The 16,189-nt window shown below is 61.2% G+C and carries 17 protein-coding genes; 9 read left to right on the top strand and 8 right to left on the bottom strand.

Annotation, left to right across the window (positions count from 1 at the left end; genetic code table 11):
- Positions 1–2 precede the first annotated feature (2 nt).
- Positions 3–1,439, bottom strand: a complete 1,437-nt coding sequence (locus tag CAF74_RS21615) for a cytochrome ubiquinol oxidase subunit I (RefSeq protein WP_085747695.1) — start codon at positions 1,437–1,439, stop codon at positions 3–5.
- Between the two features lie 400 nt (positions 1,440–1,839).
- Here CAF74_RS21615 and CAF74_RS21610 point away from each other — a divergent pair, with 400 nt between their 5' ends.
- From CAF74_RS21610 to CAF74_RS21600, 3 genes are all read left to right on the top strand, one after another.
- The gene (locus tag CAF74_RS21610) at positions 1,840–3,078 is read left to right on the top strand and encodes an MFS transporter (protein ID WP_085747694.1); all 1,239 of its coding nucleotides are present in this window, start codon (positions 1,840–1,842) and stop codon (positions 3,076–3,078) included.
- Positions 3,079–3,184: 106 nt separating this feature from the next.
- On the top strand, positions 3,185–3,463 hold the full coding sequence (locus CAF74_RS21605; protein WP_085747693.1) for a type II toxin-antitoxin system RelE/ParE family toxin: 279 nt from the start codon (positions 3,185–3,187) through the stop codon (positions 3,461–3,463).
- Positions 3,464–3,477: 14 nt separating this feature from the next.
- Positions 3,478–3,765 (top strand): HigA family addiction module antitoxin, encoded by a 288-nt coding sequence (locus CAF74_RS21600; protein ID WP_085747692.1) that lies wholly within the window; start codon positions 3,478–3,480, stop codon positions 3,763–3,765.
- A 5-nt stretch (positions 3,766–3,770) separates the two neighbouring features.
- On the opposite strand, the gene CAF74_RS21595 is transcribed toward CAF74_RS21600, so the two are convergent.
- Complete coding sequence (locus tag CAF74_RS21595) at positions 3,771–4,322, bottom strand: DJ-1 family glyoxalase III (RefSeq protein ID WP_085747765.1); 552 nt, start codon at positions 4,320–4,322, stop codon at positions 3,771–3,773.
- Between the two features lie 67 nt (positions 4,323–4,389).
- Positions 4,390–4,839, bottom strand: coding sequence for a DUF4879 domain-containing protein (locus tag CAF74_RS21590; RefSeq protein WP_085747691.1), 450 nt, complete (start codon positions 4,837–4,839; stop codon positions 4,390–4,392).
- Between the two features lie 220 nt (positions 4,840–5,059).
- On the opposite strand from CAF74_RS21590, the gene CAF74_RS21585 reads away from it, so the two are divergent.
- A complete protein-coding gene (locus CAF74_RS21585; RefSeq protein ID WP_011336038.1) occupies positions 5,060–6,355 on the top strand; it encodes an NCS2 family permease in 1,296 nt (431 codons plus the stop codon).
- Positions 6,352–7,431 carry a tRNA (uridine(54)-C5)-methyltransferase TrmA gene (trmA, locus tag CAF74_RS21580; RefSeq protein ID WP_085747690.1) on the top strand — a complete coding sequence of 360 codons (1,080 nt, stop codon included), beginning with the start codon at positions 6,352–6,354 and terminating at the stop codon, positions 7,429–7,431. The genes CAF74_RS21585 and trmA overlap by 4 nt, the downstream gene beginning before the upstream one ends.
- A gap of 55 nt (positions 7,432–7,486) precedes the next feature.
- Here trmA and CAF74_RS21575 read toward each other — a convergent pair whose 3' ends face one another.
- Positions 7,487–7,933 (bottom strand): hypothetical protein, encoded by a 447-nt coding sequence (locus CAF74_RS21575; protein ID WP_085747689.1) that lies wholly within the window; start codon positions 7,931–7,933, stop codon positions 7,487–7,489.
- Positions 7,930–8,358 (bottom strand): DUF4160 domain-containing protein, encoded by a 429-nt coding sequence (locus tag CAF74_RS21570; protein WP_085747688.1) that lies wholly within the window; start codon positions 8,356–8,358, stop codon positions 7,930–7,932. Before CAF74_RS21570 ends, CAF74_RS21575 begins: the two co-directional genes overlap by 4 nt.
- Positions 8,359–8,561: 203 nt before the next feature.
- Here CAF74_RS21570 and CAF74_RS21565 point away from each other — a divergent pair, with 203 nt between their 5' ends.
- The 3 genes from CAF74_RS21565 to CAF74_RS21555 all read left to right on the top strand — a co-directional run bounded on the left by CAF74_RS21565 (position 8,562) and on the right by CAF74_RS21555 (position 10,915).
- The gene (locus tag CAF74_RS21565) at positions 8,562–9,473 is read left to right on the top strand and encodes a LysR family transcriptional regulator (protein WP_085747687.1); all 912 of its coding nucleotides are present in this window, start codon (positions 8,562–8,564) and stop codon (positions 9,471–9,473) included.
- A 141-nt stretch (positions 9,474–9,614) separates the two neighbouring features.
- A complete protein-coding gene (gene aroQ / locus CAF74_RS21560) occupies positions 9,615–10,055 on the top strand; it encodes a type II 3-dehydroquinate dehydratase (protein WP_011336043.1) in 441 nt (146 codons plus the stop codon).
- Between the two features lie 5 nt (positions 10,056–10,060).
- Entirely contained in the window at positions 10,061–10,915 is an 855-nt protein-coding gene (locus tag CAF74_RS21555) for a shikimate dehydrogenase (RefSeq protein ID WP_085747686.1), read from the top strand.
- Between the two features lie 33 nt (positions 10,916–10,948).
- Here CAF74_RS21555 and CAF74_RS21550 read toward each other — a convergent pair whose 3' ends face one another.
- Entirely contained in the window at positions 10,949–11,626 is a 678-nt protein-coding gene (locus CAF74_RS21550; protein WP_085747685.1) for a TetR/AcrR family transcriptional regulator, read from the bottom strand.
- 102 nt (positions 11,627–11,728) lie between these two features.
- Positions 11,729–13,630 carry a 3-dehydroshikimate dehydratase QuiC gene (gene quiC, locus CAF74_RS21545; protein ID WP_085747684.1) on the bottom strand — a complete coding sequence of 634 codons (1,902 nt, stop codon included), beginning with the start codon at positions 13,628–13,630 and terminating at the stop codon, positions 11,729–11,731.
- 273 nt (positions 13,631–13,903) lie between these two features.
- Between quiC and CAF74_RS21540 the strand changes: the two genes are divergently transcribed.
- On the top strand, positions 13,904–15,241 hold the full coding sequence (locus tag CAF74_RS21540; RefSeq protein ID WP_007958787.1) for an MFS transporter: 1,338 nt from the start codon (positions 13,904–13,906) through the stop codon (positions 15,239–15,241).
- Between the two features lie 60 nt (positions 15,242–15,301).
- Here the strand turns inward: CAF74_RS21540 and CAF74_RS21535 are convergent, their stop codons facing one another.
- Positions 15,302–16,180, bottom strand: a complete 879-nt coding sequence (locus CAF74_RS21535; RefSeq protein ID WP_007958785.1) for a DMT family transporter — start codon at positions 16,178–16,180, stop codon at positions 15,302–15,304.
- Between the last annotated feature and the right edge of the window lie 9 nt (positions 16,181–16,189).

The following is a 16,189-nucleotide window of genomic DNA, read 5'->3' as shown; positions in this document are numbered from 1 at the left end:
ACTCAAATCTCCTTGGTCAGGCTGCGGTCGTGTTCGGCGCCATCGTCGTCGGCAGCGGACAACGGACGGGCCGGCGTGCGTTTCTGGCCAGGACCACCGTCGTTGGTTTCCTTGCCTTCGTCGGTCTTCGGCCCTTTGCGCACCAGACGCATCATGTAGCCCAGACCCGCACCGAACAGCGCGAAATACACCACCACGAACATGATCAGCGTGATGCTCATCTGCATGAAACTGTGGTTGGACGATGCATCCGCCGTGCGCATCAGCCCGTAGACCACCCATGGCTGACGACCGATTTCAGTGGTGAACCAGCCCGCCAGGATCGCGATCAGACCGGACGGCCCCATCCACAGCGCCAGGTACAGGAACGGCCGCGAGGTGTAGAGCGTGTCGCGCTTGCGCAGCCACAGGCTCCAGAGGCCGGTGAAGATCATCAGGAAGCCGAGGCCGACCATGATCCGGAACGACCAGAACACGATGGTCGAATTCGGCCGGTCTTCCGTTGGGAATTCCTTGAGCGCCGGGACTTGCTTGTCCAGCGAGTGCGTCAGGATCAGGCTGCCGAGGTACGGGATCTCGACCGCATACTTGGTTTTCTCTTCCTTCATGTCCGGCCAGCCGAACAGGATCAGCGGCGTCGCTTCGTTGCCATGGTTTTCCCAGTGGCCTTCGATCGCGGCGATTTTCGCCGGCTGATGCTTGAGGGTGTTGAGGCCGTGGAAGTCACCGATGACTGCCTGAATCGGCGCAACGATCAGCGCCATCCACATCGCCATCGACAGCATGGTGCGAATCGCCGGATTGTCCTTGCCGCGCAGCAAGTGCCAGGCCGCCGACGAGCCGACGAAGAAAGCCGTCGCGACGAACGCGGCAGTCGCCATGTGCATCAGGCGATACGGGAACGACGGGTTGAAGATGATTGCCAGCCAGTCGGTCGGAATGACCTGACCGTTGACGATCTCGAAGCCCTGCGGCGTCTGCATCCAGCTGTTGGAGGCGAGAATCCAGAACGTCGAAATCAACGTGCCGATGGCCACCATTACCGTGGAGAAAAAGTGCAGCTTGCGCCCGACCTTGTTCCAGCCGAACAGCATCACGCCAAGGAAACCGGCTTCGAGGAAGAACGCCGTAAGCACTTCATACGTCAGCAACGGGCCGGTGACGGAACCGGCGAAGTCCGAGAAGCGACTCCAGTTGGTTCCGAACTGGTAGGCCATGACCAGTCCCGAGACCACGCCCATGCCGAAGTTGACGGCAAAGATCTTCGACCAGAAATGGTAGAGGTCACGGTAGGTGTCGTTGCCGGTTTTCAGCCACAGGCCTTCCAGCACCGCGAGATAGCTCGCAAGACCGATGGTGATCGCCGGGAACAGGATGTGGAACGAGATGGTGAACGCGAACTGAATTCGGGCGAGATCCAGGGCCTCTAAACCGAACATAAGCTTTCCTCTATCAGATAACGGTTCCAAGACTGGCGGCCTTGGACCACTGCCCCCACGGGTATGGAGTGCGGCGAACTCGGATTGGTTCTTCTTTTTACAGGCATCGCGACGCAGGGAGTCTGCCAACGGGTCACGGATCAGTTCCGCAATGGGTCTTGATCTGGATCAATCAACGTTAAAAGAGTAGTCCCATTTCCGACGGGGAACCGCGTGGTCTTTTGCCGCGTGACAAGTTGCCTCACAGTCATGGCAACGCCCTGAAATACATCCCTGGCCGGGATCGGTGTCCGGGCGGGGAAAAATCGATGTCTGGCTAACTAAATTTTCTGTCATAGCAACTTCCTGTTACAGACTGGTGATAATCTCGCGGTTCCCCTCGATCAAGACCGGCCCGCAAATGCCCAGCCAAGAGCCCTTGCTGTTACGTCACCACCGTCCCTTTCTTGCGTTCTGGTTGGCCCGGATCTTCACCGCCAGCGGTTTTCAGATGCTCACCGTGGCGATCGGCTGGAATCTCTATCAACTGACCGGCAACGTGCTCGACCTGGGTCTGGTCGGACTGGTGGAATTCGCGCCACGCGTATTGTTCATGCTGCACACCGGCCACGTTGCCGATCGCTACGACCGGCGCAAGGTCGCGGCGATCTGCCAGTCGTTGCAGGCCCTGATTGCCCTGGCACTGGCCATCGGCAGCGCCACCGACCATGTCACCCGGGAAATGGTCTTTATCCTGGCGTTCCTGCTCGGCGCCGCGCGCTCCTTCGAGATGCCGACCACCCAGGCACTGCTGCCGAGCATCGTGCCCAGCGCACTGTTCCCGCGTGCCGTCGCCGCCGCACAATCTGCACAGCAATCGGCCACCATCGTCGCCCCGGCGCTCGGAGGTCTGCTTTATGCCTTCGGCAGCGTGTGGGTCTACGGGCCGACGGTCATTCTGTATGTCATCGCCTGCACGCTGATGCTCAACCTGCCCGCGCGACAAACTCCGCTGAACAAAGGCAAGGCGACGCTGGATTCGTTGCTGGCGGGGATTCGTTTCATTCGCAGCCGCCCGGACATTCTCGGGGCGATTTCGCTGGATCTGTTCGCCGTGCTGCTCGGCGGCGCCACGGCGCTGTTGCCGGTGTTCGCCAAGGACATCCTGCTGACCGGGCCGTGGGGGCTGGGGCTGCTGCGCTCGGCGCCGGCTGTCGGGGCGTTGATGATGTCGCTGTTCCTGGCGCGGTTTGCCGTTGAGCGAAACGTCGGTCGGGTGATGTTCACTGCCGTCGGCGTGTTCGGCGTGGCCACAATCGCCTTCGGTCTGTCGACCTCGTTCTGGTTCTCGCTGGCGGTGCTGGTGGTGCTCGGCGCGGCGGACATGATCAGCATGGTGATCCGCGCCTCCTTCGTGCAACTGGAAACCCCGGACGAAATGCGCGGCCGGGTCAGCGCGGTGAACGGCCTGTTCATCGGCGCCTCGAACCAGTTGGGCGAATTCGAATCCGGCCTGACCGCGCACTGGTTCGGCACCGTGCCGGCGGTGGTGATGGGCGGCATCGGCACGCTGGTGGTGACCGGGACCTGGATCAAATTGTTCCCGACCCTGGCCAACCGCGACCGGATGCATGTGCCGGTGGAAGAGGTGAAAGCCTAGCTACACCGGCTCCACCAGCGGGGCCATCCCCCAAGCACAAATAGCTCGAAAAGATGCGGTACATAGATACCGCATTGAGTGTAATGTATCGCCTTACACTCGCCGCATGATCAAATCCTTTCAGCACAAAGGCCTTCGCGGCTTCTATGAAACCGGTTCGACTCGCGGGATTCGTGCCGATCACGCTAAACGGCTGTCGCGCATGCTGCAGTTCATGGATCGCGCAGCGGCTCCCGGGGATCTGGACCTTCCCGGTTGGCGTCTGCATCCACTGAAAGGGGAGCTTTGCGAGTACTGGTCACTCAGTGTGTCCGGGAACTGGCGGGTTATCTTTCGATTTGCAGGTTCGGATATCGAACTGATCGACTATCTGGATTACCACTGACAGGAGGCAGGCTCATGCCCATGCACAACCCGCCACACCCCGGTGAAACACTGCTGATGGACGTATTGCCGGAACTTGGCATCAGCGTTACCGAATTGGCTCGGCATCTGGGATTCGCTCGTCCTCATCTATCTCGCGTTTTGCACGGACATGCGCCGATCAGCCCGGATCTGGCCGTGCGACTGGAACGCGCGGGGATTGGCAAGGCTCGCATGTGGCTAGGCGTTCAAACCGATTACGACCTTTGGCAAGCCGAGCACCGTGAGCAGCCAGCCATTCGACCAATCGCTGCTCACGCCTGACCTTCTCAGGCCAGCAACTCCCCCGCCACCTTTGCTCTGGCGGCCTTGCCCGCCAGTTGCTCGACCAGTGTCAGCGCAAACGCAAGCGCGGCGCCGGAGCCCTGGGCGGTGATGCAATTACCGTCGACCACCACCGGTTGATCAACAAATGTGCAACCGGAAAGGTTATGACTGCTGACGGGCAGGCAGGTCATCCGGCGTTGACGTAATACACCGAAGCTTTGCAGAGCGACGGCCGGGGCTTCGGCGATGGCGGCGAACAGTCGTCCGGCACTGGCCTGATCCTTTAGCAGTTGTTGAAGAGGCTGGTGCGCGGCAAGGTGTTGTGCGCCGACCGCACCGCCGGGCAAGACAATCAGGTCGAAGGTCTGGGCCAGCACATCAATGAGCATGCCGTCGGCGGTCAGTCGCGTGCCTCGGGCGCAGGTCAGCATGCGCCGGCCCTCGATGCTGGCCGCCACCACTTCGATGCCGGCGCGGCGCAGCACGTCGATCAGGGTCACGCATTGCAGATCATCGATGCCCTCGGCGAGGGTAATCAGGGCTCTAAAGGTCATGGGCGCCATCCGCTGGGTGATCTTTAAAGCGTAGTCAGCTTTGCCCTGCCCTGTTCGGCGACAGCCGTTACTTGATGTAAAGCTGGGTCGACATCGTGTTGCGCGGGGCGTTGATCGAGGTGTTGCTGAAGGTAAAGGTGCCTTCCTGACGAGTCGCCAGATCGAAGGTGTACAGCGAACCGACGGTTTTCGCGCCCGGCGTGCATTCGGTCAGGTTGCCGTTATCGAAGGCACAGACCGGACTCCGGGTGCCGTTCACTTCAAAGCCGTCCAGTGCAGCCTGAGGCTGGCTCTGGCCGTAGCCGATTTCCAGCACATAGACCTTGATGCCCGGCGCGCTGTGATCGCAACGGGTCTGCACCTGGCCATCGGTAATGTCTTCGAGCCCGCAGGACGACGACTGAACCTTGATGACTTTCACCTCGCTCAATGGCGGTGCCGACGCCGCGAGTACCATCGGTGTACCGGCCAGCCACAAGGCCATCAGTCCAGCGGTCTTCATCCAACCCTTGTTCATGCGATCCATCCCCGAAAAAACAGCGCGCAGTATGGCGTAGTTGGCCGTGGTGCAAAACTTCGCCGACGATCGACACCAACATCCGCCATCTTCCTCACGCTGCTGGTATGATGCGCGGCTTTTTCCGGCCCACCACAATTTTCCAGGCGCTTGCGACGGTCTGTGCTTTGCTGTTGAGGTCGATACATTCACGGCGCCACGCGCGCCACGGGGAGCAGACATGCTGGAAAGGCTGTTTCAACTCAAGGCACACAACACCAACGTGCGGACCGAGATTCTCGCGGGCGTCACGACCTTCCTGGCCATGGCCTACATTCTGTTCGTCAACCCGAGCATCCTCGGCGAGACCGGCATGGACAAAGGCGCGGTGTTCGTCGCCACGTGCCTGGCAGCCGCCATCGGCTCCACGGTCATGGGCCTGATCGCCAACTACCCGATCGCTCTCGCACCGGGCATGGGTCTGAACGCCTTCTTTACCTACACCGTCGTGCTGCACATGGGCCACACCTGGCAAGTGGCGCTGGGCGCGGTGTTCATTTCCGCCGTGTGCTTCTTCCTGCTGTCGATCTTCCGCATCCGTGAATGGATCATCAACAGCATCCCGCTGCCGCTGCGCTCGGCAATTGCCGCCGGTATCGGCCTGTTCCTGGCGCTGATCGCCCTGCACAACGCCGGCATCGTGGTCAGTAACCCGGCGACCATGGTTGGCCTCGGCGACCTGAAACAACCGGCCCCGATCCTCGCCACTCTCGGTTTCGCCCTGATCGTTGCCCTTGAAGCCCTGAAAGTGCGCGGCGCAGTGCTGATCGGCATTCTCGCGGTGACCATCGTTTCCATCGTGATGGGCTTCACCCCGTTCGGTGGCGTGACCTCGATGCCACCTTCGCTGGCCCCGACCTTCCTGCAACTGGACATCAAGGGCGCGCTGGACATCGGCCTGGTCAGCGTGATCTTCGCCTTCCTGTTCGTTGACCTGTTCGACAACTCCGGCACCCTGATCGGCGTCGCCAAGCGCGCCGGCCTGATGGGCAAGGACGGCCACATGCCGAAAATGGGCCGTGCACTGATCGCCGACAGTACGGCGGCGATGGCCGGTTCGCTGCTGGGCACCTCGACCACCACCAGCTACATCGAATCCGCTGCGGGCGTGAGTGCCGGCGGCCGCACCGGCCTGACCGCCATCGTCGTCGCAATCCTGTTCCTGCTGGCGCTGTTCTTCTCGCCACTGGCCTCCAGCGTACCGGCCTTCGCCACCGCACCAGCGCTGCTGTTCGTCGCCGTGCTGATGACTTCGGGCCTGGCGGAAATAGACTGGGAAGACATCACCGTCGCCGCGCCGGTCGTGGTCACCGCCCTGGCGATGCCTTTCACCTATTCCATCGCCAACGGCATCGCCTTCGGCTTCATCGCCTGGACTGCAATCAAACTGCTGTCCGGCCGCGCCCGTGAGCTGAACCCGGCGCTGGTGATCCTGTCGATTCTGTTCGTGATCAAGCTGGGTTGGTTCAACGCATGACTTTTGATTCCCAGGCCTACGCCGCACAACTCGAAGACAAGGTCACGCGCTTGCGTGATCTGCTGGCCCCGTTCGATGCACCGGAGCCAACAGTGTTCGACTCGCCGCTGCAGAACTTCCGTCTGCGCGCCGAATTCCGCCTGTGGCGCGAGGGCGGTGAGCGGCACTACGCGATGTTTTCTCAGGACGACAAGCGCACGCCGATCCTGATCGAGGAATTCCCGATCGCCAGCCTGCGCATCAACCAGTTGATGCCGCAATTGAAGGCTGCCTGGCAGGCCAGCGCGGCGCTGAGCCACAAGCTGTTTCAGGTGGAGTTTCTGACCACCTTGGCCGGCGACGCGATGATCACCCTGTGCTATCACCGTCCGCTGGACGAGCACTGGCATGCGGCGGCGACCAAACTGGCGGCGGATCTGGGCGTCAGCATCATCGGTCGCTCCAAGGGCAAGCGCGAAGTGCTCGGCCTCGATTACGTGGTCGAGAAACTCGACGTTGGCGGTCGCACATTCAGCTATCGCCAACCGGAAGGCGCGTTCACCCAACCCAACGGCACCGTGAACCAGAAGATGCTCAACTGGGCATACGAAGCACTGGGCGATCGCAGCGACGATCTGCTGGAGCTGTACTGCGGTAATGGCAACTTCACCCTGCCGCTGGCGACCCGCGTGCGCAAAGTGCTGGCCACCGAAATCAGCAAGACCTCGGTCAACGCCGCGTTGAGCAACCTGGCCGAAAACGCTGTGGATAACGTGACTCTGGTGCGCCTGTCCGCCGAAGAGCTGACCGAAGCCCTGAACGAAGTTCGCCCGTTCCGTCGCCTGCACGGCATCGACCTGAAAAGCTACGAGTTCGGCAGCGTGTTCGTCGACCCGCCACGGGCCGGCATGGACCCGGACACCTGCGAACTGACCCGTCGCTTCGACAACATCCTGTACATCTCCTGCAACCCCGAGACCCTGGCGGCCAACATCGCCCAGCTGCACGACACGCACCGCATCACGCGCTGTGCGCTGTTCGACCAGTTCCCGTGGACTCACCACATGGAATCCGGCGTGCTGCTGACCCGACGTTGATCGCAAGTGCCAGAAACAAGAAAGCCGTCCTCACCGACGGCTTTTTTGTGCCTGTTCATGGCACGGGATCGATCTTGCGCGGGCGCCCGCCCTTCCTGCCGTTGGCCCGGGCAGCTTCGGCTTTCGCGGTGCTGCTCTGGCGGCCATTGCGCGAAGCGATCACCGAGGCGGCCATGGCCATCAATGGTTGACTGGCCGAGATCATGCCGGCGATGGAAACCTGCAGATCCTTGCCATCATGGCACAGCGCGGTGCCGGCAAAGCCGACGTTCAATCCGCTGAAGTCTTCCGGTTCGAAATCATCGAATTCCCGGTAGAGATTCACTGGCAGCAACACGCCGCTGTTGTCCTCGAAGTGAATCACCAGGCATGGTTTCTGAAAGGCCACCGACACGGCTTGCAGGCTGCTGCGTCGGCGCACGCCGCCACGGTCGACGGCTTCGTCCAGACGTTTTTCCGTGACGGGCCGATCCGCGTGCAAGGCGGCTTTGACTGTTTTCATAGTTCTATTTCCACTCCTTCGTGAGCGCCGACCAGGGCCAACAGGGTTTTGTTGACCTCTGGCTCGTAATACGCAGATCCGATCCTGAAACTCGTGCTGGTGACCTCCCGCAGCACCGCCACCTGATTCGACTGTCCGTCCCACCACTGATTGTCGAGACAAGCGGTGCGCAATCGAGTCCACCAGATCCAGCGGGCCCGCCGCAGATGATCGGTTTCGCGCAGCGACTGGCGCAGCCCTTCAAGCAGACTGACCGGCGGTCGATGCGACAACGGCACCACATCCCACAGTTCGACGCCGTTGTGCCAGAAACTGAATTTGAAGCGGGCGCTCCAGGCGCCTGCATCTACATGTGCGTGGGGCGGACAATGTTCGTCACGCAACATGATCACCACTGACAGTCCTTTGTAACTGCATACCTTCATGCTAACCCATCCGTTAGGTTTAAACGTTTCAACACTTGCCATTCCCTGGCAAATCCGACCATCGGCGCCAACGCCTGCTGTGGCCGTTACCTTTCGAGCCTAGTGCGGGAGCCGAAAAAGCCGCGGGCAAAATGGTAAGCAGTTCTTTCGCAGCGGCCGCGCATTTGCTACATACGAAGACTCATTCCCCGGTGTAATCAATCATGCAGCGACACTTCGACGATCTTCAGCTGGGCAGCATCGAGTTGTTTTGCCTGGCCGCCGAGTGCGGCAGTTTCACCGGCGCGGCGCAGGCGGCTTCGGTGACGCCGGCAGCGGTGAGCCGCTCGGTATCACGCATGGAAGAACGCCTGGGCGTGCGGCTGTTTGCACGCACCACCCGCAGCGTGAAACTGACCGACAGCGGCCGGCGCTACTACGAAGAATGCAGCCAGGCACTGGCGCAACTGGTCGAGGCGCAACGGGAAGTCATGGGCCAGCAGCAGGAACCGTCCGGCACCCTGCGTATCAGTATTCCTACAACCTACGCCCATCACCGGATCCTGCCGCTGTTGCCCGCGTTTCGTGCGCGCTTCCCGCAGGTGAAAGTTGACATGCACATCAGCAACCGCAACATCGACTTCGTCGGCGAGGGTTACGACATGGCGATCCGCGTGCGCGCGATTCCCGATTCCGGCCTGATCGCCCGCCATCTGGAAGATGCGGCGTTGGTGATGGTCGCCAGCCCCGACTACCTCAAACGCGCCGGCACGCCGCAGACACTCGAAGACCTCGAACAGCACGAGTGCATTCAGTACGAATTACCCAGCAGTGGGCGGCGGATCACCTGGCTGTTTTACGACGAAGACGCGCCACGGGAAATCCTCGCCGAGGGCAATTTCTGCTGCTCGGACGATGTGCTCGGTGGCGTGACCCTGGCCAGGCACGGTGCCGGGTTGTTCCAGACTTATCGCTTCATCGTCGAAAAAGACCTGGCCGACGGCTCGCTGATAGAAGTGCTCAAACCCTACAGCGGACGCTCGCGGCCGTTCACGCTGCTGTACCCGCAGAATCGCCACATGCCGCTGCGGGTCAGGGCTTTCATCGATTTTCTGGTCGAGCAATTGCCGCACTGAATTGCACCAGTGTGCGATCACCGCACACAAAACCGGGCTGTCGATGCAGAGCAATTGATTAAAGTAACCATCTAGTACAATTTAACTCCACAGGTCGAAACCCTCGGCCCAAGCCAAAAACAATAAGTGGAGTTTGCCCCCATGCCCCCTATCGTTCTGGTGCTCAACGGCCCGAACCTGAACCTGCTCGGCACCCGTGAACCGGCGACCTACGGTCACGAAACCCTGGCCGACATCTCAGCCCTGTGCGGGCGCGCCGCCGAAGAGTTCGGCCTGGCCGTGGAGTTTCGCCAGACCAACCACGAAGGCGAACTGCTCGACTGGATTCACGGCGCCCGCCAGCGCTGCGCCGGCATCGTCATCAACCCGGCCGCCTGGACACACACCTCGGTAGCGATCCGCGACGCACTGGTCGCCAGCGAATTGCCGGTGATCGAAGTGCACCTGTCCAACGTCCATGCCCGCGAGCCGTTCCGTCATCACTCGTTCGTCTCGGCCATCGCCACGGCCGTGATGTGCGGCTTCGGCAGCCACGGTTATCGCCTGGCCCTGGAACATTTCAGCCAGCGCCTGAAGGGGTGATCCGCATGAACCGCAACAACGTGATACTCGCCGGGCTGATCGGCGCCGGCATCCAGGCCTCCCGCACCCCGGCGCTGCATGAACACGAAGGTGACGAACAGGGCCTGCGTTATCTGTACCGCTTGATCGATCTCGATCAACTGCAACTCGACAGCAACGCCCTGCCCGACCTGCTGCTGGCCGCCGAACGGATGAATTACACCGGGCTGAACATCACCTTCCCGTGCAAGCAGGCAATCATCCCGCTGCTCGATGAATTGTCTCCGGAAGCCCGAGGCATCGGCGCCGTGAACACAGTGGTGCTGAAGGACGGCAAACGCGTCGGCCACAACACCGATTGCCTGGGTTTTGCCGAAGGTTTTCGTCGCGGCCTGCCAGACGTTGCCCGCGAACGTGTGGTCCAGATGGGCGCCGGTGGTGCAGGCGCGGCGGTGGCCCACGCCTTATTGAGCGAAGGCGTACAGCAACTGAGCATTTTTGATGTGGACGTAGAGCGCGCCGAAAGCCTGGCCAACAACCTCAACCAGCATTTCGGCGCTGGCCACGCGGTTGCCGGGCATGATCTGGCGAGCACACTGAGTCAGGCGAATGGCCTGGTAAACACCACGCCGATGGGCATGGCCAAATTACCGGGCATGCCCGTACCGGCGACCCTGCTGCGGCCTGAGCTGTGGGTGGCGGAGATCGTGTATTTCCCGCTGGAAACCGAACTGCTGCGCAACGCTCGCGCCTTGGGTTGCCGAACCTTGGACGGCGGCAACATGGCGGTGTTTCAGGCAGTGAAGGCATTTGAGCTGTTCAGCGGCAAGGTGCCGGATGCGCAGCGAATGCTCGCGCATTTTCAAAGCATGAAGGGATAAAACCGTGAGGGGGCGACGCCCCCTCGACTTCGGTCACGCCTGCAAGTAGCGCAGCACCGACTCGCAAATCATCTCGCGATGACGCTGCTTGATGCTTTCGTCCGGCAGGTCGATCTGAAAGATCTCACCGAACGTGTGGCGGTTCGATACGCGATAGAAGCAGAACGAACTGATCAGCAGATGCACGTCCAGCGCGTCGAGCCCGGCGCGGAACACGCCCTCTTCAGCACCGCGACGCAGAATCTCGCCCAGGGAATCGAGGATGGTGTTGTTCATCGCCTTGATCGCGTCGGAACGCTTCACGTACTCGGCGTTGTGGATGTTTTCGATGCTGACGATCCGCACGAAATCGACGTTGCGATCGTGGTGATCGAAAGTGAACTCCACCAGACGCCGGATCGCTTCCACCGGCGGCAGTTCGGCCAGGTGCAGACGGTTCTCGGTGTTGCGGATATCGCCGTAGAGCTTCTCCAGCACCTCGACGTACAACTGCTCCTTGCTGCCGAAGTAGTAATAGATCATGCGCTTGGAGGTGTGGATGCGCTCGGCGATCGCGTCGACGCGAGCGCCGGACAGACCCTGCTGGACGAACTCGACGATCGCCTCCTGCAGGATATTCTCGCGGGTCTTTTCCGGGTTGTTCTTGCGACTTTTGCGCGGCTCTACCGCGGGTAGATCGGAGGCTGCGGAAAGTTCTGAAGTCATCGTCATTGCGGGCTCACGGCCATCACTGCACAGGCTGGCGATTATGGGCCGCGCGCCCCAGTGAAGGAAGCCGCGCGACCCGTGTTTAATCCCGCGTTTACGAATTTCCTACAACTTCGCCTGGCGAATCGCGCCACTGCGTGATTTGGCCATCGCCGCCAGCCGCACCGCGACGTTGGCCGCGCCATAACCGGCGTAACCGTTCTTGCGCTGGATGATCTCGAAGAAGAAACGCCCTTCGAACGGCTCGGTATAGACGTGAAACAACTCGCCACCCTGCGCATCGCGGTCGTACAGCACGTTGTAGTACGCCAGTTCGCTGAGGAATTCGTCATCGAAATCGAAGCGCGCCGCCAGGTCGTCGTAATAGTTGAGGGGGATATCCAGCAGCGGCACGCCCGCCTCTTTCGCCCGGCTGACTTCGGCGAAGATATCGTCGCAATCGAAGGCGATGTGATGCACCCCGGAGCCGCGATAACTCGACAGCGCGTGTGAGATCGCGGTGTTGCGGTTCTCGGAAATGTTCAGCGGCAGACGGATCGAACTGTCGCGGCTACGCAGCGCGCGACTCTTCACCAAGCCATACGGATCGGGCAGCACCACTTCGTCATCGGCCTCGAAATCCAGCAGGCTCTTGTAGAACAGCACCCAGCTGTCGAGGCTGTCTGCCGGCAGCGCCATGGCCATGTGGTCGATGCGCTTGAGGCCGCCCCGCGCAACAGCATCCGGCAGCAGATTGAAGTCGGTGCCGTAAACATCCGCGTCCTGATCCACCAGATAAATCAGGCTGCCGTCCGGCGCACGCACCGCCGCCAGTTCCAGCTCGTTGGGGCCGACCAGTCCGCGATACGGCTGACCTTTATAGGCGACCGCCCGGGCCAGCGCGCTGGCGCTGTCCTTGACCCGCACGGCGGTGGCGCACAGCGACGGGCCGTGGGCCTCGAAAAAGCTGTGGCCGAACGAATAGGGTTCCGAGTTGAGGATCAGGTTGATATCGCCCTGACGCAACAGGCTGACGCTCTTGGAACGATGCTGACCGGCCTTGACAAAACCCAGCCGCTCCAGCCAGTTCGACAGCTTGGCCCCGAGGCTTTCATCCACGGCGAACTCAAGAAACTCGATGCCGTTGTACTCGCTGGCCTTCGGCGTTTCGAAGAGGATTTCGCGGTTATCCACAGGACGGATGTCCTGCTCCAGACGCTGGCGGGTTTTCTCCTCCAGGTACAGCAGCGAACGCAGACCGTCGGCCGCATTGGCCCGAGGCGGTGCGGCGCGGAAGCCGTCGTTGAAGATTTCCAGCGACAGCGGTCCGGTGTAACCACTCTGGATGATCGGTGCGAGGAAACCCGGCAGATCGAATTCGCCCTGCCCCGGGAAGCAGCGGAAATGCCGGCTCCACTCCAGCACGTCCATCGCCAGGATCGGCGCGTCGGCCATTTGCACGAAGAAAATCTTGTCGCCGGGAATCTCGGCAATCGCCCGTGGATCGCCCTTGAGCGACAAGGTGTGGAAGCTGTCGAGCAACACGCCGAGGGCCGGGTGATCGGCCTGACGCACGATGTCCCAGACCTGTTGATAAGTATTGACGTGACGGCCCCAGGCCAGCGCTTCATAACCGATACGCAGGCCACGGGCGCCGGCGCGCTCGGCCAGCAGGCGCAGGTCGTCGATGAGGATCTGTTGCTCGCCGAGGCTGTCGGGGGAGGCATTGCTGCAGACCAGCACCAGGTCGGTGCCCAGTTCCTGCATCAGGTCGAACTTGCGCTCGGCCCGCTCCAGGTTACGGTCCAGACGATCACGGCGGCAGCCTTCGAAATCGCGGAACGGCTGGAACAGCGTGATGGCGATCCCGAGGTCGGCGCACATCTGCCGGATTTCCCGGGGGCTGCCGTCGTAATACAGAAGATCGTTCTCGAAAATCTCCACCCCGTCGAACCCGGCGGCGGCAATGGCTTCGAGTTTTTCCGGCAGGGTTCCGCTCAAGGAGACGGTGGCAATGGATCGCTGCATGTTTCAACTCCCGGTGGAGACGTCGGCTACGGAAATTGCGCCGCTTTTATAGGGTGAGCGAATTATTGGTCCCGGTTTTTCATTGAGCAATTTAAACTGTACTACCCGGTTAGTTTTGCGTGCGATTATCGAACAGAATGCCGGTTTGGCGAATTGACGATTTTTCGTCCACTGCCCAACATCCGTCTCACCTTGAGTCCGGAACTGAACCACCGGTCGCAGCGTGCACAAGAAAAGCACACCAAATAACAAATCCAAAAACGGGTGGAACACATGATTCCTTCACAGACTTCCCGCATGGCTCCGGCCATGAGCACTGCCACGGGTGGCATCGGCGACAAGATCCGCGGCGCCATGGCCGTCGGCAAGACCCGTTGGGGCATGCTGGCGCTGGTGTTTTTCGCCACCACCCTCAATTACATCGACCGTGCCGCCCTCGGCGTCATGCAGCCGATCCTTGCCAAGGAAATGAGCTGGACGGCGATGGACTACGCCAACATCAACTTCTGGTTTCAGGTCGGCTACGCGATCGGCTTCGTGCTGCAAGGACGACTGATCGACCGGGTCGGCGTCAAGCGCGTGTTCTTCTGCGCGGTGCTGCTCTGGAGCCTGGCCACCGGTGCCCACGGTCTGGCGACCTCGGCGGTGGGCTTCATGGTCTGCCGGTTCATCCTCGGCCTGACTGAAGCGGCGAACTACCCGGCCTGTGTGAAAACCACACGCCTGTGGTTCCCGGCCGGCGAACGTGCCGTGGCCACCGGCATCTTCAACGCCGGCACCAACGTCGGCGCGATGTTTACCCCGATGCTGCTGCCGCTGATCCTTCACGTGTGGGGCTGGCAGGCTGCGTTCCTGTGCATGTCGGCACTGGGCGGGATCTGGCTGCTGTTCTGGGGCCTGAAGTATTTCAACCCGGAAGATCACCCGAGCGTTAAACAGTCGGAGCTGGAATACATCCAGAAAGAAGTCGAACCGGAACAGGCCCGCGTGCCGTTCTCGAAGATCCTGCGCATGCGCGGTACCTGGGCCTTCGCCCTCGCTTACTCGCTGACCGCGCCGGTGTTCTGGTTCTACCTGTACTGGTTGCCGCCGTTTCTCAATCAGCAATACAACCTGGGCATCAACGTTACCCAGATGGGCATTCCGCTGATCATCATCTACGTCACCGCCGACTTCGGCAGCGTGGGCGGCGGGATTCTGTCTTCGTTCCTGATCGGTCGCGGCATGAACTCGATCAAGGCGCGGCTGCTGTCGATGTTCCTGTTCGCCTGCTGCATCATCGGCGTGGTCATGGCCGCCGGCTCCGCCAACCTGTGGATCGCGGTTGCCGCCATCTCTCTGGCCATCGGCGCGCATCAGGCCTGGACAGCGAACATCTGGAGCCTGGTGATGGACTACACGCCCAAGCACATGATGAGCACGGTGTTCGGTTTCGGCGGCATGTGCGCGGCGATCGGCGGGATGTTCATGACCCAGATCGTCGGCCACATCCTGACCGTCACCAATAACAACTACACCGTGCTGTTCACCCTGATTCCGGCGATGTACTTCATCGCGCTGACCTGGATGTACTTCATGGCACCGCGCAAGATTCCTACCGTTACCGAGTAGCCCTTCAATACTAAGTAGCCTTCCTGCACTGACCGGCCTGATCTCAGGCCGGTCACGTCTTCAGCGCCGGCTCTGCTGCCACGCTGCCGCCAGCCCGCTGCAACAGATCACCGCAATCCCGATCACCGTCATCAGGGTCGGCGTGTGAGCAAACAGCAACCAGCCCAACAACCCCGCAAACACAATCTGGCAATAACCGAACGGCGCCAGCAACGCCGGCGCGGCATGGCGGAACGCCTGGGTCAGAAACAGGTGCGCGGTCATTCCGCAACTGCCCAGCGCCAGCATCAACAAGGCATGCCCCAGACTCGGCACCTGCCAGAAGAACGGCACCAGCGCACTCATCACCAGCGTGTTGCACAACCCGGCGAAAAAGTTGCTGGTGGTCGGGCTGTCGATTTCCGCGAGCTTGCGGGTGAGCAACTGATAGAAGCAGAAAAACAGCGCCGAGCAGAACGGCAACAGAATCGCCGGGGTGAACAAGTCACCGCCCGGATGGACGATGATCAGCACACCGATGAACCCGCACACCACCGCGATCCACTGACCGCGCGTCACCCGTTCCTTGAGCAGCGGCACCGACAGCGCCGTCACCAGCACCGGAGCAAGAAAGTTGACCGCCGTGGCCTCGGCCAGCGGGATGTACAACAACGCCGTGGTGAAAAAAAGACTGGTGCCCAGCAGGCACAACGCCCGCGCCAACTGCCACAACGGGCGTTTGGTGCGCAGCACGCGCAGCCCGGACTGCGGCAGGAAAATCCCGGCCATCAGCAGCGTGTGCACCAGATACCGCGCCCACACCACCATCACGATCGGATAAAAACCCGAAAGGTATTTCGACAGCGCGTCGTGGCTGGAGAACAGGAAGGTTGCCACGACAATCAGCAAGATCCCCTTGAAGGGTTGGTTGACGCCGGAAAGCGGGGTGCTGACGGTCATTGGCTCTCT

Source organism: Pseudomonas sp. R45(2017) (assembly GCF_002112305.1).
Classification (GTDB): Bacteria; Pseudomonadota; Gammaproteobacteria; order Pseudomonadales; family Pseudomonadaceae; genus Aquipseudomonas; species Aquipseudomonas paraglycinae.
Note: the sequence above shows the minus strand (reverse complement) of the source record. Positions and strands in the feature narration are given on the sequence as shown.